We start from the raw sequence: 18,747 nt of genomic DNA, 5'->3' as shown, positions 1-18,747 counted from the left end.
GTGACCCCTCGACACCAGCCCAGCCCGTGACCCCTCGACGCGAGCGCAGCGCGCGACCCCTCGGCACCAGCGCAGCACGTGACCCCTCGGCGCCAGCCCAGCGCGCGACCCCTCGACGCGAGCGCAGCGCGTGACCCCTCGACGCCAGCCCAGCGCGCGACCCCTCGACACCAGCCAGCGCGCGACCCCTCGACGCGAGCGCAGCGCACGCCCCCTCGACGCGAGTCCAGCGCGTGACCCCGCGACGGGGTCAGCCGGAGAGGTCGAGGTCGACGGCCCGGAGGTCGACGGTGGAGCCGCCCACGTTGGCGGCGACGTTGCCGAGGGAACGGGCGGTGGCCTCGAAGGACGCACCCCAGGACAGCTCGAGCGTCGTCGCTCCCACGGCCAGCGAGTCCGCGAACTCGCCGGCGCCCTCGAGCGCCCGCTCGACGGTGCGGGCGAGAGCCGCGGGCAGCGCGTCGAGGTCGGCGCCGCGACGGCTCAGCTCGTCACGCACCCCGTCGACGACGGCGGGGTCGACGAAGAGCTCGTCACCGGCCACGGCTCACCCCTCCGAGCCGGGCACGGGAGCGGTCTCCTCGCCCCAGGCCACGAGGTAGTTGACGCGGATCCGGCCCTCGGCCTGGGTGGTCACGACGTCGAGCACCAGCTCCTCGCGACCGTCGTAGCGCGTCGGGATCGCGCGGATGAGGTCGCCCTCGCGCGAGCCGGCACGGGGCACGGCGTCGAGGTAGGCCGCGACCGCCGCCTCGTCGGCCCCGAGCTCGGCGACGGCCGAGGCGAGCACGTCCGCGAGCTCGGCCGGCGACAGGTCGACGCGCGCGAGGGCGAGGCTGGTCGGCGGTGCTTCCGGGCCGAGGCTGTCGACCACCACCGCGTAGGCGGGCACGACCAGCTCGCCGCCGTCGGAGAACCGCACGGTCACCTCGGCCGGCGTCTCGTCCTCGGTCTGCAGGACGGTCGACGACACACCGTCTGGGAGCGCGAGCTCCTCGCGCGTGGGCGGGTCGGCGAGGTCCACGACGAGGCCCTCGGCCAGCACCCGCTCGGCGGCGCGCTCCTCGGCGTCGGCCGGTCCGGTCGTCTCCACGCTGCACCCTCCTGTCGCCACGACCACCACGGTCGCCACCGTCGCGACGAGCCCGGCACACGTCGCCCGGCGCCCCCGCCTGCCCTCACTGGTCCACATCGACGTCCCACTCGGTCAGCTGCGCCAGGATGTCGTCCACCTGGCGGTGCAGACGGTAGTCGCCGATGCGGTCGGCGACGTCGGCAGCGACGAGGTCCCGGGCCCGCTGCGGGTCGTCGCGCAGCAGCGCCTGGTAGGCCGGCAGGGTGTCCCGGGTGATGAGCCGCCACCGGTCGTCGAAGTCGGCGATGTTGCCGTGGGGCAGCGGTGTGGTGACCTCGACCCGCACCTGCGCGGGGTTGTCGATGGACACCGACGGCACGTCCTGACCGAAGATGCGGCGCGGCGTGCCGAGGCGCTCGGGGCCCGGGGTCTCGACCGGCACTCGCAGCGGGAACCGGTCGGCGTAGCCCCGGGCGCCCGGGATCGACGGCGTGCCGATGAGCGTCATCAGCCACGTGACCGCCTCGCCGCTCGGGGCGTGCGCCCGCATCCGCTGGTAGTCGTCGTCGATGACGTCGAGCTGCTCGCGCCTCAGGAAGCGCTCGTTGGCCTGCTCGACCAGGTCGGGCCGGCCGGTCGCGAGCCGCTCCCAGGCGCGCACCATGCTCCGGTCGACGACCCGCGCGGCCGCCAGCTCCCGGATCGCGTCCAGGCCGCCGTCGACGTACGCCTGGTGCATGGTGCCTTGGTCGAGGAAGATCTCCTTCTGCATCGACAAGAAGCTGGTCTCGAAGTAGCGCAGCTCGTCCTCGGGCAGGTCGGCGAGGTCGCGCAGCTCGGGCGGGACGCCCTGGTCGAGCGGAGGCGGCAGGTCGGTGGCCTGCTCGGCGAGGCGCCGGAAGAGCGCGAGGTCGAGGAAGCCGGCGGCGAAGGACGGACCGATCATGTTGGCCATGCCGGCCCACTGCAGGTCGGGGTCGGCGAGGTAGAGGTCGCCGTAGTAGCGGTAGACCGCCTCGATGGCAGCGCGATTGGCGTCGGCGCCGCGCGCCGGGTCCCACGCGTCGAGGTCGATGCCGGCGGCCTCGGCGGCCGTCCGCTGCCAGAAGGCCTCGAGCGCGCCGGCGTACTGCGGCGGCGGCACGCCCAGCTCCCGGGCCCGGGCGAGCAGGTCGTCGAGCGCCGCGACGTCGCCGGGCGGGTCCTCGAGCTCCTCGCGGAGCCGGTCGAGGGGCCCGTCGAGCCGCTCCTGCGCCTCGTCGACCAGCCGGCCGAGCGGGCCCAGCAGGTCGACGAGGGGACTCGACAGCAGGTTGCCCCGCACCGTGAGGTGCGCTTGCACCAGGGCGGGCGGCACGGGCACCCGCACCGCGCCCGCCAGTGCGTCGGAGGCCTCGGTCGTACGCCGCGCCAGCCGCGTCCGCAGCGCCTCGACGTCGGCGAGGATCGCCGTCTGCGCCCGGGAGAGCGCCACACCCGCCGCGCCGGTCGCCGCCCGGAGCCCGTCGTCGAGGTCGTGCTGCAGCATCCGCCGGGCCCCGCCCTCGAGGTCGCTGCCGTCCAGCGCCCGGTCGCGGTCACGTCGGGCGTCGGCGACCGCGTCGTCGTAGGCCGCCTGGGCCCGACGCCAGCGGGCGTGCAGCGCCGGCAGGTCCTCGGTCAGCGCCACCTCGTAGGTCTCGGCGAGCCCCGCGAGCGTGGTCGAGGCGGCCTCCAGGTCCGTGGCGGCCGTCTCGAGGTGCTCGGCCAGGCTCCGCACCTGCGCCCCGACCGTGCGGGCGGTGCCGGAGCGCCACCCGTCGCGCCACCGCTCGGGTGCGGTCGCCAGCCGTCGGCCGTGGCGCGCGCACACCTGCGCGGCCTCGTCGAGCCGCTTCGCCGACGCGCGCACGGCGTCGGGCCGCACGTCGAGGGTGAAGGGCCCGGTCACGGGCGCAGCCTCCCCGCACCGGGCGACGACGAAACGCTCAAGGTGGCCCCGCCTCGGGCCGAGACCCCGGCTGTGACCCTGGTGCACGAGCCCGTCCGCACGGTTCTAGCCCGCCCCCGGCCGGCGCCCGCCCCCACGCCACGGCGGGCACGGCCCGGGTGGTCGTCCCTCGCCGCCGATGCCGCGGTGGTGGCCACCCTCGCGTGGTGGGCGACCGGCCTGACCTGGGGGACCGGCGGGCGCGAGCCACGGGTGCTCGCGGTCGGCGCGGCGCTGCTGCTGCTCGCGGTCGCGCTGGTGCGGCCCTGGGAGCGGGCGCCGCGGGCTGCGACCGTCCTCGTGCTCGCCCTCGGCGCGGCTGCCTGGGGCGTGGTGCTGCTCGCCCCGAGCGGCACCGCGGGCGTGGACGAGGCCGCCGCGCACGGCTACGCCGCCGTGCTCGGGCTGCTCGCCTGGGCCTGGGCCACCACCGCGCTGCGCCGCGGGCTGCTGCTCACCGCGCTGCTCGCCGCGGCGGGCCTGCAGCTCAACCAGGGCTGGCTCGCCTTCTGGGGCCGTCAGGACCCCACGGCGCTCTTCCAGGGCACGTTCTACTGGCACAACCAGGCCGGCACCTTCCTCGCTGCCGGTGCGGTCCTCGCGCTCGCCGCCGCTGCGCACGGCCACCGGCCCTGGGCGCTGCTCGGGTGGGCCGTCGCCCCGCTCGCCGTGGCCGGCACCGTGTGGTCGACCAGCCGCGGCTCGCAGATCGGGCTCGCCCTCGGTGTGCTCCTCCTGCTGGTCGCCGTCGTCCTGGGGCCGCGCGGCACGCGGTTGCGCCGCAGCGCCCGCCTGGCGGCCGCCGCCACGCTCTCGTGGGGCGTGACGGTCGCGCTGAGCGGCCCGCCGTTCTTCCCGGAGCGGGTCTCGCCCACCGCCGGCACCGAGGAGCGGGCCGGGAGCTTCGTCGGCAACGGCGTGCAGCGCCTCGAGGACTGGCGACGCGCCTGGGAGGTCTTCCTCGACCGCCCGCTGGTCGGCTCCGGCCCCAACGGCTTCGACAGCGCCGTCGAGGCGGCGACGACCAAGCGCGACGCCGTCGACACCGCCTACGCCCACAACGGCTACCTGCAGGCGCTCTCCGACGGCGGCCTGCTGCTGACGATGCCGCTGCTCCTCCTGCTCGGGGCGACGTGCCTCGCGGTGGCGCGCGCCCTGCCCCGTGCGGTGCGCAGCGGCGACCTCGTCCACGCCGGCGCGGCCGCCACGCTGCTGGTCCTGCTGCTCCACAGCGGCATGGACTTCGACTGGGCCTACCCGTCGCTGCTCGCCCTCACCGCGCTCGTCGCCGCGCTCGCCCTCCCCCCGGTCGCCGGCGCGGCGCGGGGACGTCGACGCGCGCCGTCCGCCACCGACCGGCGTACGACGTGGCTGCTGGCCGCGGGCACCCTCGCGGTCGTGGCGCTCGCCGTCGTCGGCGGGTGGGGCCACGGCCTCGACCTCAACGTCGCGGTCTGACCGGTCGGCTCACCAGCCGTGGGTCCCCGGCGCACCCTTGAAGGGCCCGGCGACCCAGGGCACGATCCAGCCGCCGTAGAACCCGCCCGGCTGCGGCACCACCTCGACGCCCTCGACGAGGCAGCGGTCGACCGCGGCGGGGTAGAGCGCGACGTGGTCGGCCAGCGCGGCGAAGCGCTCGGTCGGGTCGGGATAGGTCCACGCGGCCCGCTCCGCCACCGCGGTGCCGAGCGGCTCGCCGCCCAGCAGGTCGAGGTAGGCGGCACGGCCCTTCCACTCGCAGTGCGACGAGCCCGGTGCGGGGCGCAGCGCGCCGTCGACGAAGGCGTCAGGCGGCAGGTAGTAGGTCGGTGGGTGGCTCGTCTCGAGGACGACGAGCGCGTCGGCGGTGCGGGCGATGCGCACGTCGCCGAGCCACACCTCGACGCTCTCGCCGGTGCGCTCGAGCGCGGGCGGGCGGGGGAAGTCCCAGACCGAGCGCTGGCCGGGGCGCACGGGATCGCGCGGCGGTGGGTACATGGCACGAAGGTAGCCAGACCACCACAGGAGGACCCGTGGCCGACCCGGCCGAGCAGGACCAGCAGAGCAGCGCCGCCGACACCTTCGACGCCCTCCACGGCGGTCCCGCGGTGGAGCAGCCCGACCAGGGCGACGCGGGCGAGCAGCGCTCGAACGTGCAGAACCTCGACGACGCCGGCGAGCCGGTGAGCGACTCGCAGTCCGTCGCGGGTCAGCCCACGGCCGACGCAGAGGGCACGCAGGAGGGCGGCGTCGGGCCGAACTCGATCCCGCCCGGCAACGCCGAGCGCACCGGCATCGACCACGACGGCAAGGCGGCGCCCGAGGGCGACACCGACCGGGAGGCCTGAGCGCGGCCTACTGCGCCGAGCGCACCCGGATGCCCGACAGCGGCACGGTGACGGTGCCGCCGGGGTCGGTGAAGAAGTCGTTGCCCTGGTCGTCGACGACGATGAAGGCCGGGAAGTCCTCGACCTCGATCTTCCAGACCGCCTCCATGCCGAGCTCGGGGTACTCCAGCACCTCCTGGCTCTTGATGCAGTCCTGTGCCAGGCGCGCGGCCGGGCCGCCGATGGAGCCGAGGTAGAAGCCGCCGTGCGCCGCGCAGGCGTCGGTCACGGCCTTCGACCGGTTGCCCTTCGCGAGCATCACCATCGAGCCGCCCGCGGCCTGGAACTGCTCGACGTAGGAGTCCATCCGGCCCGCGGTCGTCGGCCCGAAGGAGCCCGACGCCATGCCCTCGGGGGTCTTGGCAGGGCCTGCGTAGTAGACGGGGTGGTCGCGCAGGTAGGCGGGCATCTCCTCGCCGGCGTCGAGGCGCTCCTTGATCTTGGCGTGCGCGATGTCGCGCGCCACCACGAGCGGGCCGGTCAGCGACAGCCGGGTCTTCACGGGATGCTTGCGCAGCTCGGCCAGGATCTCGGCCATCGGGCGCCGCAGGTCGATCGGGACGACCTCGCCGCCCTCGATCGTCTCGGCGACCCCGGCGTCGGGCATGTACTGCGCCGGGTCGGTCTCGAGCTGCTCGAGGAAGACGCCCTCCGCGGTGATCTTGCCGCGCGCCTGGCGGTCGGCCGAGCAGGACACCGCGATCGCCACCGGGCAGGAGGCGCCGTGGCGGGGCAGCCGCACGACCCGGACGTCGTGGCAGAAGTACTTGCCGCCGAACTGCGCGCCGATGCCGAACGACTGGGTCAGCTCGAAGACCTGCTGCTCCAGCTCGACGTCGCGGAAGCCGTGGGCGTCCATCGAGCCCTCGGTCGGCAGCTCGTCGAGGTAGTGCGCCGAGGCCAGCTTCGCGGTCTTCAGCGCGAACTCCGCGCTGGTGCCGCCGATGACCACCGCCAGGTGGTAGGGCGGGCACGCGGCGGTGCCGAGCGAGCGGATCTTCTCGTCGAGGAACTGCAGCATCCGCTGCGGGTTGAGGATCGCCTTCGTCTCCTGGAAGAGGAAGGACTTGTTGGCCGAGCCGCCGCCCTTGGCCATGAAGAGGAACCTGTACTCCGGCTGCCCGGAGGCCCCCGGCGTCGAGTAGAGCTCGATCTGCGCCGGCAGGTTGGACCCGGTGTTCTTCTCCTCGTAGGTCGTGAGCGGCGCGAGCTGGGAGTAGCGCAGGTTGAGCTGCGTGTAGGCGTCGAAGACCCCGCGGCTGATCGCCTCGGCGTCGTCGGCGCCCGTGAGCACGCCCTCCGACTTCTTGCCCATGACGATCGCGGTGCCGGTGTCCTGGCACATCGGCAGCACACCGCCGGCGGAGATGTTGACGTTCTTCAGCAGGTCGAGCGCCACGAAGCGGTCGTTGCCCGACGCCTCGGGGTCGTCGATGATCCGGCGCAGCTGCGCGAGGTGCGCCGGGCGCAGGTAGTGGCTGATGTCGTGCATCGCCTCGGCCGTGAGCCGCCGGATCGCCTCGGGCTCCACCTGCAGGAAGGTGCGGGTCTCGCCGCCGACCTCGACCTCGTGGGTCGAGACGCCCTCGGTGGTCACCAGGCGGTACGGCGTGGGGTCCGGGCCGGTGGGCAGCAGGTCGGACCAGCGGAACTCAGGGGTGCTCACGACCCGTCAGGGTACGCCGCCGTCTGGGGGTCGTCGTCCTCGGTCCCGCGCTGCTCCTCGGCACGCCGCTGCTCCTCGACACGCCGCTGCTCGGCCGCGCGCCGGCGCTGCTCCTCGGCGCGCTCGCGCACCCGGCGCAGGAAGGCCTCGTCGGCTGCGGGGTCGCTGGCCGCCATCCGGCCCGGGCGGTCGTACTCCGGGAAGGCCGGTTGCGAGCGCTCCCCGCGGCGGGGGCGGTCACGCACCGGGCGCCCGAAGGCCAGCCACACCACCGACCCGACGAAGGGGAAGAGCAGCACGGCGAGCAGCCAGCCCCAGCGGGGCAGCAGCCGCACGTCGTCGTCGCGGCTGGTCAGCACGCCGACCAGGCAGAAGATCCAGAGTGCCAGGACCAGTGGTCCCACCACGATGGCCAGACGTGCCACGGCGACCCCCGTCGTCGGGCGCCCCGACGGCGCCGTCAGCGCAACCTAGCGCCTCGCGGGCCCTCGCGGGGGCCTCGTGCGCCGTGCGTCGCGCCCAGGGTGGTGCTCGCCCGGGGCGTCCTCGTCGTCCTCCTCGTCGCGCTCCTCGTCCTCGTCGGGCACCCACTCGAGCAGGTCGCCGGGCTGGCAGCCGAGCACGCGGCACATCGACTCCAGGGTGGAGAAGCGCACCGCCTTGGCGCGGCCGTTCTTGAGCACCGCCACGTTGGCCGGGGTGAGGCCCACGGCCTCGGCGAACTCGCCGACCCCCATCTTGCGGCGGGCGAGCTCGACGTCGATGCGCACCACGATCGCCACTCAGATCACCGCGTCGAGGTCGGTGCGCAGCGAGGTCGCCTGCACGAGCAGCGCGCGCATGACCACCATCAGCAGCGCGAGGACGCCGGCGGCGGTGAGCACGACCAGCAGCAGCAGCGGTGCGCCGGGGTCGTCGGCGGTGGAGCCGACCCACAGGAAGAGTCCGGTGAGCAGCGCGCACCCCGCGAAGACCGCGACGACGATCCCGTCGACCCACCGGAAGGCCGCGGGGCTGAAGATGCGGTCGGCCTGCACCATCCCGAGCAGCCGCCAGGTGCAGACGATGACGACCTGGACGCAGGCCAGCCCCAGGACGAGGACCGCGAGCAGGACCCACCGCTCCGCGCCGACCGACGGGTCCTGCTCGGCCTCGTAGGCCAGCTGACCGGGGATCGAGAAGGTCTGCAGGAGCAGCAGCAGCCCGAAGGCGACGACGAGCAGGAGGCGGAGGGGCAGCACGGCCCGACGGGCGAGGTCCATGGCGGGAGCATGCGGGTTGATCTATCGAATGTCAATATTCCTCGATCGAGTGTCGGTGGACGCGTGCGTCGGTACGACGCTCGAGCCGGTAGTGCTACGGTCGTCGTCGTCCACCACGGGAGCTCGCGGCAGCGGGCTGAGAGGGAGCTGGAGCCGCTCCGACCGTCGAACCTGATCCGGGTAGTGCCGGCGAAGGAAGCGGAGGCGCTGTGCTGTCCCACCCCGTCCTGTCCCGGCCCACCCCGGGCCCGGCTGCTGTCCCGCGGTTGACCTTGCTCGTCGACGCCGCCGACGACCTCGCGCTGCTCCCGGACCTCGCGGCGGCGGGCGTCGACGGCTTCCAGGTGCGTGCCAAGGCGGTCACGGACGCCGAGCTGCTCTGCCTCGCACGTCTGGTGATCGGCGCGGTCGCGCCGCTCGGGGCGTCCGTCACCGTGTGCGACCGCGTCGACGTCGCGCTCGCCTCCGGCGCTGACGGCGTGCACGTCGGCGCCGACGACCTCCCCGTCGCCGAGGTCCGCGCGCTCGCGGACGCGGTACGCCCTGGGCTGCTGGTCGGGGCCACGTGCCGCGACCGGGCGGGGGTCGTGCGGGCAGCGGCCGCTGGCGCGTCCTACGCCGGGATCGGGCCGGTCCGCGCCAGCGACTCGAAGGCCGGGTTGCCCGAGCCTCTGGGCGTGGCGGCCGTCGCCGCGGCCGCCGGGGTGCTGCCGCTGGTCGCGGTCGGCGGCCTCGACGCCGCCACGGCCCGGGCGACGCGGGCGGCCGGGGCGCAGGGTGTGGCGGTCATCGGCGCGGTCTGGCGAGATCCCGACCCGGTGGGTGCAGCGGAGGTGCTCGTCGCGGCGGTCGGCTGATGCCGCGCGTGCGGGTGCGCGGGGCCGGCATCGTCGGGCTCGCCTGCGCCGACGAGCTGGCCCGCCGCGGCCACGAGGTCGAGGTCGTCGATGCCCGGCCCGGCAGTGGGGCGAGCCGCGCGGCCGCGGGGATGCTGAGCCCGTCCAGCGAGGTCTGGCACGGCGAGGAGGTGCTGCTCGGCCTCGGGGCCGAGAGCCGGGCCGCGTGGCCGGCCTGGGCGGCCCGGCTCGGTGTGCCGCTGCACACCGGCGGGGTGCTGCTGGTCGGCCTGGACGCCGGGGACCTGTCCCAGGTCGAGCGGCAGGCGGCGCTGCTGACCCGCCTCGGCGCCGCCGCGGAGCCGTTGGGCGGGCGCGAGCTGCGCCGGCTCGAGCCCGGCCTGGGCCGGGTGACGGGCGGCGCCCTGCTGCGCGACGACGCCGCGGTCGACCCGAGAGCGGTCGTGGCGGCGCTCCACGAGCGCGTCGAGGTGCACGCCGACCCTGGCCCGGGACCGTGCGACGTCGAGGTCTGGGCGACCGGGGCCTGGTTGCCGCGGCCGTGGCGACACCTGGTGCGCGGCGTGCGGGGCGAGGTCGTGCGGCTGCGGTGCGGTGACCCGCCCTGCCGGACGGTGCGCGGGTGGGTGGCCGGCGCGCCGACGTACGTCGTGCCCCGTCCGGGCTCGCCCGGCACCGCCGTGGAGGTCGTCGTCGGCGCGACCAGCGAAGAGCACGACGGCCCGCCGGTGCCGACCCTCGGCGGTGTGCACCGGTTGCTCGACGGCGCCCGACTGCTGCTGCCCGGCCTCGACCGCGCCGAGGTCGTCGAGGTCCTCGCCCGAGACCGGCCCGCCACCGCCGACGGCCTGCCGCTCGTCGGGCCGGCTCCGCAGGGTCGGCCCGACGGCACCGGGCCGGGGTCAGGTGCCCGTCACCTGCTGGCCGCGGGCCACCACCGCCACGGGGTGCTGCTCGCCCCGCTCACCGCCCGCCTGATCGCGGACCTCGTCGACGACCCGGCCGCCGACCCCCACCCCGCCCTGGACCCGAGGAGGACCTCGTGAAGATCACGCTGAACGGCGAGCCGACGGAGCTCGCCGGCCCCACCACCCTCGCTGCGCTGCTCGACGAGCGCATCGACGCGCCGCGCGAGGGCACCGCCGTCGCGGTCGACGGGGCCGTGGTGCCCCGCGTCGAGCACCCCGACCGCGTGCTGCAGGAGGGCGCGGCGGTCGAGGTCGTCACCGCGGTGCAGGGCGGGTGAGCGCCGTGACGGCGCCCGAAGGGGAAGGGCTGAGGGTCGCGGGGGAGCAGGTCGGGTCACGGCTGTGGCTCGGCACCGGCGGTCTGCCCCGGCTGTCGCTGCTGGGTCCGGTGCTCGACGCCGCCGACCCCGGCCTGGTCACCGTGAGCCTGCGTCGCACGTCGTCGACCGGCGCGGGTGGCCTGCTGGCCGCCCTGCGCGAGCGCGGCGTGCGTGTGCTGCCGAACACCGCCGGGTGCACGACCGCCCGCGAGGCACTGCTGACCGCCCGGCTGGCTCGCGAGGCACTCGGGACCACGTGGGTCAAGCTCGAGGTCGTCGGCGACGAGCGCAGCCTGATGCCCGACGCGGTCGAGCTGCTCGACGCGGCCGAGCAGCTGGTGCGCGAGGGTGCCGAGGTCCTGCCCTACACGACCGCCGATCCGGTGGTCGCCCGCCGGCTGGTCGACGTGGGCTGCGCGGCCGTCATGCCGCTCGGTTCGCCGATCGGCTCGGGGCTCGGCGTGCTCGACCCGTTCGCGCTCGAGTCGGTCGTCGCGGCGGTCGGCGGCGACGTGCCGGTCGTGCTCGACGCCGGGGTCGGCACGGCCTCCGACGCGGCCCTCGCACTGGAGCTCGGCTGCGACGCCGTGCTGGCCGCCACCGCCGTGACCCGCGCCGACGACCCGGTCGCGATGGCGCGGGCCCTCGCGCTCGCCGTCGAGGCCGGCCGTGCCGCGCGCGGCGCCGGACGGGTGCCGCGACTCGCGGCCGCCCACGCGTCGAGCCCGACCTCGGGGCGGATCGCGTGAGCGCGCCCCGGCTGCCCCGGCTCCTGCTGCTCACCGACCGTTCCTGCCTGCGGCTCGGACGCGGCCTGCTCCGTACGGTCACCGAGTGCGTCGAGGCCGGCCTGCGGGCCGTCGTCGTGCGCGAGCACGACCTCGCGCCGCCCGCCCGCCACGCCCTCGTGCGCGACCTGGCGTGCCTGCCCGGGCTGGTCGTGGTGAGCTCGCGGCGCCTCGACCCGGCCGCCCACGGGGTCCACCTCGCGGCCGCCCAGCCGGCTCCGGCCGGCGACGACCGCCCTGCGTGCTGGGGCCGCTCGTGCCACGACCACGCCGACCTCGTCCGCGCCGCGACCGACGGCGCCGCGTGGGCCACCCTGTCGCCCTGGGCGGCGACCCCGAGCAAGCCGGGCCACGGCCCGCCGGTCCCGCGGGAGGCGTACGCCGCCGCGCCGCTACCCGTCCTCGCCCTCGGCGGTCTCGGGCTGCGACCCGGCGACGCGGCCGAGGCGCTCGCCGCAGGCGCCCACGGCGTCGCGGTGATGGGTGCCGTCATGGGCGCCGCCGACCCCGCCGCGGCCGTCGCCGCGCTCCTCGCGGAGCTCGGGGAGGATGCGTGATCGCCACGCCCCCCGTCGTCCTCAGCGTCGCCGGCACCGACTCGGGTGGTGCCGCCGGCCTCGCCGCCGACCTCGCCACCTGCGCCGCCCACGGCGTGCACGGCGCCTGCGTCGTCACGGCAGTGACCGCCCAGGACACCACCGGCGTGCACGGGGTGCACCCGGTGCCGCTCGAGGTCGTCGTCGCCCAGCTCGACGCCGTGCTCGCCGACCTGCCGGTCGCCGCGGTCAAGACCGGTGTGCTCGGCACACCCGCGGTGGTCGGCCTGCTGGCGGACCGGCTCGCGGGCGGACCGCCGCTCGTGGTCGACCCGGTGCTCGTCGCGACCAGCGGCGCGGTGCTCGGCGGCGGCGAGGTCGTCGCCGCCTACCGCGAGCGGCTGCTCCCGGTGGCGGCCGTCGCCACGCCCAACCTCGCCGAGGCCCGGGCGCTGCTCGGTCCGGGCGCCGACGACCTGCCCGTGCCCGACGTGGCCGCCGGCCTCACGGGGCTCGGCTGCGCCGTCGTGCTCACCGGCGGCCCCGACCTCGACCGCCCCGGCGAGGTCGTCGACTGGCTCGCCCGGCCCGGCCGCCTTCCCGTGGCGGTGCCCCACCCGCTCGTCGACACCGAGCACGACCACGGCTCCGGCTGCACCTTCAGCGCGGCGATGGCGTGCGCGATCGCCGCCGGGGCGGCACTGGAGGAGGCCGCGTCGCGTGCCGCGGCGTACACGACGGCGCAGCTGCGCACCTCCGCGACCTGGTCGCTCGGGCGCGGCCGCGGCCCCGTCGCCCACACCCACCCGACCGACCCTGTCCGACCGACCCACCTGACCCGAGGAGAACGATGACCACCGCACCCGCGTCCCCCGGCGCCCACACCCGCCCCGACGCCCGGCTCGCCGACGCGCGCCAGGTCCACCCGGCGCACGAGCGCGTGTCGGTGCCCGGCTCGCGGCCGGACCTGCAGGTCCCGCGCTTGCGCGTGCACCTGACCAACGGCGAGGCGTTCGACCGCTACACGACCGCTGGTCCGGGCAGCGACCCCGCCGTCGGGCTGCCGCCGCTGCGCGCCGCGTGGGTGCGCGAGCGCGGTGACGACGCCGCCCACGACGCCGGTCGCCCGGTGACGCAGATGCACCACGCGCGCGCCGGGCGGATCACGCCGGAGATGGAGTTCGTCGCCCTGCGCGAGGACTGCGAGCCGGAGCTGGTGCGTGCCGAGGTGGCCGCAGGGCGGGCGGTCATCCCGCTCAACGTGCGCCACCCAGAAGCCGAGCCGATGGTGGTCGGGCGGCGCTTCCTGGTGAAGGTCAACGCCAACATCGGCACCTCCGCGGTCACCAGCGGCGTCGAGGAGGAGGTCGAGAAGCTCACGTGGGCGGTCACCTGGGGCGCCGACACCGTCATGGACCTCTCGACCGGCAGGCGCATCCGCGAGACCCGCGAGGCCGTGCTGCGCAACAGCCCGGTGCCGATCGGGACCGTGCCCGTCTACGAGGCCCTGGAGAAGGTCGGCGGCGACGCCGCGAAGCTGTCGTGGGAGGTCTTCCGCGACACCGTCGTCGAGCAGGCGGAGCAAGGCGTCGACTACGTGACGGTCCATGCGGGCGTGCTCCGGGCGCACGTGCCGCTGGCCGCGCACCGGGTGACCGGCATCGTCTCGCGCGGCGGCTCGATCATGGCCGGCTGGTCGATGGCGCACGCGCGGGAGAACTTCGCCTACGAGCACTTCGACGAGCTCTGCGAGCTGCTGGCGGCGTACGACGTGACGATCAGCCTCGGCGACGGGCTGCGTCCGGGCAGCGTGGCCGACGCCAACGATGCTGCGCAGCTGGCGGAGCTGCGCACGCTGGCCGAGCTGACCACCCGCGCGTGGGAGCACGACGTGCAGGTGATGGTCGAGGGACCGGGGCACGTGCCGCTGGACCTGGTGGAGGAGAACGTGCGCCTGCAGCAGGAGTGGTGCCACGGCGCGCCCTTCTACACCCTCGGCCCGCTCGCGACCGACGTCGCTCCCGGCTACGACCACATCACGAGTGCCATCGGCGCCGCGACGATCGGCATGCACGGCACGGCGATGTTGTGCTACGTCACCCCCAAGGAGCACCTCGGCCTGCCCGACCGCGACGACGTGAAGACCGGCGTCGTCACCTACAAGCTGGCCGCGCACGCCGCCGACGTCGCGAAGGGCCACCCCGGCGCGCGCGCCTGGGACGACGCGCTGAGCCGAGCCCGCTACGACTTCCGGTGGCACGACCAGTTCGCGCTCTCGATCGACCCGCCGACCGCCCAGGCGATGCACGACGAGACGCTGCCCGCTGAGGCGGCCAAGACCGCGGAGTTCTGCTCGATGTGCGGGCCGAGGTTCTGCTCGATGCGGATCAGCCGCGAGGTGACCGACCTGGTGCTCCAGCGGGACGCCCACGCACCGGGCCCGGTGGCTGCCGAGGGGCGGGAGCCGGCCCCCGGCCCCCGCCCCTCGGCGTAGGTGTCGCTGGTGTCAGGTGCTCAGTGCGCCGCGGCGTCGGCCGCGACGTCCTCGGCCCGCGCCTGGGCCTGCGGGTCCTCCTTCGCCGGCAGCCGCCCGGCGCGCTCGAGGTCGACGGTGAGGTTGTCGCCGGTCTCGGGGTCGAAGAGGTGCATCTGGCGCGCGTCGACCCAGATCTCCGCCTCGTCGCCCTCGGCGATGCGGCTGGCCCCGTCGAGGGAGACGACCAGCTGGTTGCGCATCGCCTCGCCGTCGAGGTCGCGCTCGAGCTGGGTGAGCTGCTCCTTGACCGCGTCGTCGGCCTCGAAGGGGATGTAGGCGTAGGCCTCGTTGCCGAGCCACTCCACGACGTCGACCCGCGTGGTGAAGGTCGAGCCGTGACCGCGCTTGCCCTCGTCGACGACGGAGGCGTCCTCGAAGTGCTCGGGGCGGATGCCCGCGATCAGCAGCTTGCCCTCGGGCACCATTGCCGCCTTCTCCTGCGGGATCTTGACGGAGCCGAAGGGCAGCTCCACGCTGGTGCCGCGCACCGTGGCGGGCAGGAAGTTCATCGGCGGGGAGCCGATGAAGCCGGCGACGAAGAGGTTGCCGGGGTTGGTGTAGAGCTCGCGCGGCGAGGCCAGCTGCTGCAGCACCCCGCGCTTGAGCACGGCGACGCGGTCGCCGAGCGTCATCGCCTCGGTCTGGTCGTGGGTGACGTAGACCGTGGTGATGCCGAGGCGCTTCTGCAGCCGGGCGATCTCGGTGCGCATCTGCCCGCGCAGCTTGGCGTCGAGGTTGGACAGCGGCTCGTCGAAGAGGAAGGCGTCGGCGTCGCGCACGATCGCGCGTCCCATCGCGACCCGCTGGCGCTGGCCGCCCGAGAGGTTGCCCGGCTTGCGCTCGAGGTGCTCGTCGAGCTCCAGGGTCTTCGACGCTGCGCGCACCTTCTCGTCGACCTCGCTGTCGGAGGCGCCCGCCAACCGGAGCGGGAAGGCGATGTTCTCGTAGACCGACAGGTGGGGGTAGAGGGCGTAGTTCTGGAAGACCATGGCCAGGTTGCGGTCACGGGGGGCGAGGTCGTTGACCTTGCGCTCACCGATGACCATGTCGCCGTCGGTGATGTCCTCCAGACCCACGATCATCCGCAGCAGGGTCGACTTCCCGCAGCCCGAGGGGCCCACGAGGATCATGAACTCCCCGTCCTGCACGTCGATCGAGACGTCGTTGACGGCCGGGAAGCCGTCGCCGTACTTCTTGACGATGTTCTTCATGGTGATGGCAGCCATGGCTCAACCCTTCACTGCGCCGGAGGTGAGGCCGGCGACGATCTTGCGCTGGAACAGCAGGACGATGACGATGATCGGGACGGTCGCGACGACCGCGGCCGCGGCCAGCAGCGACGCCGGCCGGTTGAACGGGTCGGGCCCGACGAAGAACGACAGCGCCGCGGGGATCGGTCGCGCCGCCTCGGTCGAGGTCAGCGAGATGCCGAAGACGAAGTCGTTCCAGGCGAAGAAGAACGTCAGGATCGCGGCGGTGAAGACACCCGGCGCGGCCAGCGGCACGATCACCTTGCGGAAGGCCTGCCACGACGTGGCGCCGTCGACCTGGGCGGCCTGCTCCATCTCCCACGGGATCTCGCGGAAGAAGGCCGAGAGCGTCCAGATCGCCAGCGGCAGCGTGAAGGACATGTAGGGGATGATCAGGCCCGGCCAGGTGTCGTAGATGCCGAGCGTGCGCCACATGTCGAAGAGCGGGCCGACCAGCGAGACCACCGGGAACATCGCGATCACCAGCGCGGTGGTGAGCACGAACTTCTTGCCCTTGAACTCCAGCCGTGCGATCGCGTAGGCGGCGAGCGTGGCGATGATGACCGAGAGCGTCGTGGCGATCAGCGAGATGCCGATGGAGTTGAAGATGGCCCGGCGGAACTGGTCGTCGGCCAGCACGTCGGAGTAGTTGGCGAACCCGGCGAAGGTGCCGTCGGCGGGCAGGAAGCCCGGGTTGCCGTTGGTGATGGAGTCCTGGGACTTCAGCGACAGCGAGATGATCCAGGCGACGGGCAGCAGGCACCACAGCAGGATCAGCACGATGCCGACCACCATGCCGATGCGGTTCTTCATGGTCATCGCTCCTGTCGGGCCGAGGCCAGGTCGACGCGGAAGACCTTGACGATCACGAAGGCCACCACCAGGACGGAGAGGAAGAGCAGCACCGACAGCGCGGAGCCGATGCCGAGCTGGAACTGCTCGATGACCTGGCGGTAGGTCAGGAACGAGATCGACGAGGTGCCGTTGGCCCCGGCGGTCATGACGAAGATGTTGTCGAAGATGCGGTAGGCGTCGAGGGCGCGGAAGAGGACCGCCACCATGATCGCCGCCCGCATGTTGGGCAGGATCACCTTGAACAGCCGCTGGAACCAGGTCGCGCCGTCGACCTTGGCCGCCTCGATCATGTCCTCGGAGACCTGCGCCAGGCCGGCGAGGAGCAGCAGGGACATGAACGGCGTGGTCTTCCAGATCTCGGAGACCATGATCGCGATCATCGACGACTCGTAGGAGGCGAACCAGTTGAAGTCGTCGCCGAGGAAGGGCAGCCAGCTGTTCACGAAGCCGTTGGTGTTGGAGAAGGCGAACTGCCACGCGAAGCCCGAGACCACGGTGATGATGCCGTAGGGGATCAGGATCGAGGTGCGGATCACGCCGCGGGCGAAGATCACCCGGTGCATCACCATCGCGAAGGCGAAGCCGATGACGAGCTCGAAGGCCACCGTGATGACCATGATCCCCACCGTGTTGGCGGTGGTCTGCCAGAAGAGCGGGTCGGTCAGCGCGGTGACGTAGTTGTCGACGCCGACGAACGAGCGCTCCTCGGGTGCGGTGAGGCTGTACTGGAACAGCGAGAGGTAGAGCGCCCGCAGCATCGGGAACGCCGTGACGAGCAGCATCAGCACGATCGCCGGGGCGACGAGCTTGCGGCCCAGGGAGTTCTCGGCCCGGGAGCGGTCGGAGTCGGCGGGCTTCGTGCGCGAGGCCTTGCCCGTGGGTTGGGTGGGTGTCGCGGTCTGGACCGCAGCGCTGCTCACAGCAGGGCCTCCCCGTCGAGGACGGCCCGCAGGAACTCCGCCGACTCCTCCGGCGTGGACTCCGGCGAGACCGAGGTGGGCGGGTGCCACACGGACTGCACGGCGCTCGAGATCTGGCTGTAGAAGGCGCTCTTGGGGCGCGGGCCGCCCTCCTCGATGCTCTCGCGGTAGAGGTCGAGCAGGTCGGCGGGGTAGGCCTCCTGCAGCTCCGGCGAGTCGTAGACCGAGGCGCGCGAGGGCATCAGGCCGTCGTTGACGGCCAGCGCGGACTGGGCCTCGGGGGAGGTCACGCAGACCGCGGCCTCCTGGGCGAAGTCGAGGTTCTCGGAGTAGGCGCCGACCCCGATGTCGATGCCGCCGATCGGGGGCTTGGACGGCTCGCCCTCGACGGTGCGCGGGTAGCGCGCCCAGCCGAGGTCCTCGAAGGCCTCCTGGTCCGCCGGGCCGCCCGGGGTGCCGATGGTGCCCTCGTAGTTCTTGTAGACGAAGGTCCAGTTGTTCATGAACTCGCCGGGGCCGCCGTCCTCGGGGAACATCCGGCCGAGGCTGGTGCCCTCGTTGGAGGTGGTGAAGTCGGGCTGGGTGGCGCCGGAGTCCGCGAGCTTCTGGATGACCGCGGCGGCCTCGCGGCCGGCCTCGGAGTCGATCGTGACCTCGGCCTCGCGGCCGGCCTCGGTGTCCTCCACGATCGAGCCGCCCGCGCCCTCGACGAGGGCGTTGATCCACACGACGTACGCCTCGTAGCGGTCGGCCTGGACCCCCACGGTCGCTCCGTCGACGGAGGCGGCGGCCTCGATCACCTGGTCCCAGGTGACGGGCTGCGACATGTCGAGCCCGGCCTGCTCGGCCAGCGAGCGGCGGAACCACAGCACCTGCGTGTTGGCCCACTGCGGGGCGGCCACGACCTGGTCCTCCCACATCACGGTCTCGGCGGCGCCCGCCAGCACGTCGTCGTCGACGACCTGGTCGGCGAGGTCGCCCTCGAAGGGCGCCAGCCAGCCGGCGTTGGCGAACTCGGGCACGAAGACCGGGTCCAGGCTCATCAGGTCGGTCGAGCTGTCGCGGGCCGCGAGCCGGCGCGCCAGCTGCGTGCGCTGGTCGGTGGCGCTGGTCGGCAGCAGCTGGATGGCGATGTCGTACTCGTCGGTGCTGCACTGCTCGGCGAGCTGCGTCAGCGTCTCCTGGCCGTCGGGGTTGATGTACCAGTTCAGCGTGGGCTTCCCGCTGTCCCCGCCTGCGCAGGCGCTCAGCAGCGCCGAACCGCAGGCGAGGGCGGCGGTGGCAGCCAGTGCGCGGCGGACCGGCCGACGCGGGCGTCTCTCCATGGTGCCCCTCCTCGTGGTGTGCGTCACGGTCTAGTCCTCGTGCGCCACTTTGTC

At 74.3% G+C, this 18,747-nt stretch carries 21 protein-coding genes and 1 riboswitch; of the genes, 9 read left to right on the top strand and 12 right to left on the bottom strand.

Annotated features, from left to right (window positions below; genetic code table 11):
• Positions 1 to 250: 250 nt before the first annotated feature.
• The 3 genes from BJ989_RS15435 to BJ989_RS15425 form a co-directional block, all read right to left on the bottom strand.
• A complete protein-coding gene (locus BJ989_RS15435; protein ID WP_179518960.1) occupies positions 251 to 544 on the bottom strand; it encodes a hypothetical protein in 294 nt (97 codons plus the stop codon).
• Positions 545 to 547: 3 nt separating this feature from the next.
• Positions 548 to 1,093, bottom strand: coding sequence for a hypothetical protein (locus tag BJ989_RS15430; protein WP_179518959.1), 546 nt, complete (start codon positions 1,091 to 1,093; stop codon positions 548 to 550).
• Between the two features lie 85 nt (positions 1,094 to 1,178).
• Positions 1,179 to 3,005: a hypothetical protein gene (locus tag BJ989_RS15425; RefSeq protein WP_179518958.1), complete on the bottom strand. Its 1,827-nt coding sequence runs from the start codon at positions 3,003 to 3,005 to the stop codon at positions 1,179 to 1,181.
• A gap of 189 nt (positions 3,006 to 3,194) precedes the next feature.
• Between BJ989_RS15425 and BJ989_RS18910 the strand changes: the two genes are divergently transcribed.
• Entirely contained in the window at positions 3,195 to 4,502 is a 1,308-nt protein-coding gene (locus BJ989_RS18910) for an O-antigen ligase family protein (RefSeq protein ID WP_179518957.1), read from the top strand.
• Between the two features lie 9 nt (positions 4,503 to 4,511).
• Here BJ989_RS18910 and BJ989_RS15415 read toward each other — a convergent pair whose 3' ends face one another.
• Positions 4,512 to 5,021, bottom strand: a complete 510-nt coding sequence (locus BJ989_RS15415; RefSeq protein ID WP_179518956.1) for a DUF427 domain-containing protein — start codon at positions 5,019 to 5,021, stop codon at positions 4,512 to 4,514.
• 35 nt (positions 5,022 to 5,056) lie between these two features.
• Here BJ989_RS15415 and BJ989_RS15410 point away from each other — a divergent pair, with 35 nt between their 5' ends.
• Positions 5,057 to 5,371: a hypothetical protein gene (locus BJ989_RS15410; protein ID WP_179518955.1), complete on the top strand. Its 315-nt coding sequence runs from the start codon at positions 5,057 to 5,059 to the stop codon at positions 5,369 to 5,371.
• 7 nt (positions 5,372 to 5,378) lie between these two features.
• On the opposite strand, the gene BJ989_RS15405 is transcribed toward BJ989_RS15410, so the two are convergent.
• The 4 genes from BJ989_RS15405 to BJ989_RS15390 are packed head-to-tail and all read right to left on the bottom strand — an operon-like array spanning position 5,379 to position 8,338.
• Complete coding sequence (locus BJ989_RS15405) at positions 5,379 to 7,076, bottom strand: FumA C-terminus/TtdB family hydratase beta subunit (protein WP_179518954.1); 1,698 nt, start codon at positions 7,074 to 7,076, stop codon at positions 5,379 to 5,381.
• A complete protein-coding gene (locus BJ989_RS15400) occupies positions 7,073 to 7,501 on the bottom strand; it encodes a PLDc N-terminal domain-containing protein (RefSeq protein WP_179518953.1) in 429 nt (142 codons plus the stop codon). Before BJ989_RS15400 ends, BJ989_RS15405 begins: the two co-directional genes overlap by 4 nt.
• Before the next feature lie 45 nt (positions 7,502 to 7,546).
• Positions 7,547 to 7,858, bottom strand: a complete 312-nt coding sequence (locus tag BJ989_RS18905; protein ID WP_343049416.1) for a helix-turn-helix domain-containing protein — start codon at positions 7,856 to 7,858, stop codon at positions 7,547 to 7,549.
• A complete protein-coding gene (locus tag BJ989_RS15390) occupies positions 7,859 to 8,338 on the bottom strand; it encodes a DUF2975 domain-containing protein (protein WP_179518952.1) in 480 nt (159 codons plus the stop codon). It lies immediately after the preceding gene.
• Between the two features lie 105 nt (positions 8,339 to 8,443).
• A riboswitch (TPP riboswitch) is annotated at positions 8,444 to 8,555 on the top strand.
• A gap of 49 nt (positions 8,556 to 8,604) precedes the next feature.
• Between BJ989_RS15390 and BJ989_RS15385 the strand changes: the two genes are divergently transcribed.
• From BJ989_RS15385 to thiC, 7 genes are read left to right on the top strand one after another with little or no spacing between them, the layout of a single operon-like run.
• Complete coding sequence (locus BJ989_RS15385; RefSeq protein ID WP_179518951.1) at positions 8,605 to 9,195, top strand: thiamine phosphate synthase; 591 nt, start codon at positions 8,605 to 8,607, stop codon at positions 9,193 to 9,195.
• Positions 9,195 to 10,241 carry an FAD-dependent oxidoreductase gene (locus tag BJ989_RS15380; RefSeq protein WP_179518950.1) on the top strand — a complete coding sequence of 349 codons (1,047 nt, stop codon included), beginning with the start codon at positions 9,195 to 9,197 and terminating at the stop codon, positions 10,239 to 10,241. The genes BJ989_RS15385 and BJ989_RS15380 overlap by 1 nt, the downstream gene beginning before the upstream one ends.
• Positions 10,238 to 10,441, top strand: a complete 204-nt coding sequence (thiS, locus tag BJ989_RS15375; protein WP_179518949.1) for a sulfur carrier protein ThiS — start codon at positions 10,238 to 10,240, stop codon at positions 10,439 to 10,441. Before BJ989_RS15380 ends, thiS begins: the two co-directional genes overlap by 4 nt.
• The gene (locus BJ989_RS15370; protein ID WP_343049415.1) at positions 10,438 to 11,232 is read left to right on the top strand and encodes a thiazole synthase; all 795 of its coding nucleotides are present in this window, start codon (positions 10,438 to 10,440) and stop codon (positions 11,230 to 11,232) included. Before thiS ends, BJ989_RS15370 begins: the two co-directional genes overlap by 4 nt.
• Entirely contained in the window at positions 11,229 to 11,828 is a 600-nt protein-coding gene (locus BJ989_RS17870) for a thiamine phosphate synthase (protein ID WP_179518948.1), read from the top strand. Before BJ989_RS15370 ends, BJ989_RS17870 begins: the two co-directional genes overlap by 4 nt.
• Positions 11,825 to 12,661, top strand: coding sequence for a bifunctional hydroxymethylpyrimidine kinase/phosphomethylpyrimidine kinase (gene thiD / locus BJ989_RS15360; protein WP_343049414.1), 837 nt, complete (start codon positions 11,825 to 11,827; stop codon positions 12,659 to 12,661). The genes BJ989_RS17870 and thiD overlap by 4 nt, the downstream gene beginning before the upstream one ends.
• On the top strand, positions 12,658 to 14,301 hold the full coding sequence (gene thiC / locus BJ989_RS15355) for a phosphomethylpyrimidine synthase ThiC (protein WP_179518947.1): 1,644 nt from the start codon (positions 12,658 to 12,660) through the stop codon (positions 14,299 to 14,301). Before thiD ends, thiC begins: the two co-directional genes overlap by 4 nt.
• A 20-nt stretch (positions 14,302 to 14,321) precedes the next feature.
• Here thiC and BJ989_RS15350 read toward each other — a convergent pair whose 3' ends face one another.
• Genes BJ989_RS15350 through BJ989_RS15335 form a run of 4 tightly spaced genes read right to left on the bottom strand, consistent with a single transcriptional unit; the run spans position 14,322 to position 18,693 of the window.
• Positions 14,322 to 15,569 (bottom strand): ABC transporter ATP-binding protein, encoded by a 1,248-nt coding sequence (locus tag BJ989_RS15350; protein WP_179518946.1) that lies wholly within the window; start codon positions 15,567 to 15,569, stop codon positions 14,322 to 14,324.
• Between the two features lie 3 nt (positions 15,570 to 15,572).
• Positions 15,573 to 16,406, bottom strand: coding sequence for a carbohydrate ABC transporter permease (locus BJ989_RS15345; RefSeq protein WP_246283451.1), 834 nt, complete (start codon positions 16,404 to 16,406; stop codon positions 15,573 to 15,575).
• Positions 16,407 to 16,408: 2 nt separating this feature from the next.
• Positions 16,409 to 17,368, bottom strand: a complete 960-nt coding sequence (locus BJ989_RS15340; protein ID WP_343049413.1) for a carbohydrate ABC transporter permease — start codon at positions 17,366 to 17,368, stop codon at positions 16,409 to 16,411.
• The gene (locus BJ989_RS15335; RefSeq protein WP_179518944.1) at positions 17,365 to 18,693 is read right to left on the bottom strand and encodes an extracellular solute-binding protein; all 1,329 of its coding nucleotides are present in this window, start codon (positions 18,691 to 18,693) and stop codon (positions 17,365 to 17,367) included. The genes BJ989_RS15340 and BJ989_RS15335 overlap by 4 nt, the downstream gene beginning before the upstream one ends.
• Between the last annotated feature and the right edge of the window lie 54 nt (positions 18,694 to 18,747).

Source organism: Nocardioides perillae (genome assembly GCF_013409425.1).
GTDB lineage: Bacteria > Actinomycetota > Actinomycetes > Propionibacteriales > Nocardioidaceae > Nocardioides > Nocardioides perillae.
Note: the sequence above shows the minus strand (reverse complement) of the source record. Positions and strands in the feature narration are given on the sequence as shown.

Coding starts and splice junctions, on each gene's coding strand:
- thiC (WP_179518947.1), top strand. CDS start 12,658: ATGACCACCGCACCCGCGTCCCCCGGCGCCCACACCCGCCCCGACGCC.
- BJ989_RS15350 (WP_179518946.1), bottom strand. CDS start 15,569: ATGGCTGCCATCACCATGAAGAACATCGTCAAGAAGTACGGCGACGGC.
- BJ989_RS15380 (WP_179518950.1), top strand. CDS start 9,195: ATGCCGCGCGTGCGGGTGCGCGGGGCCGGCATCGTCGGGCTCGCCTGC.
- BJ989_RS15415 (WP_179518956.1), bottom strand. CDS start 5,021: ATGTACCCACCGCCGCGCGATCCCGTGCGCCCCGGCCAGCGCTCGGTC.
- BJ989_RS15335 (WP_179518944.1), bottom strand. CDS start 18,693: ATGGAGAGACGCCCGCGTCGGCCGGTCCGCCGCGCACTGGCTGCCACC.
- BJ989_RS15345 (WP_246283451.1), bottom strand. CDS start 16,406: ATGAAGAACCGCATCGGCATGGTGGTCGGCATCGTGCTGATCCTGCTG.
- BJ989_RS15390 (WP_179518952.1), bottom strand. CDS start 8,338: ATGGACCTCGCCCGTCGGGCCGTGCTGCCCCTCCGCCTCCTGCTCGTC.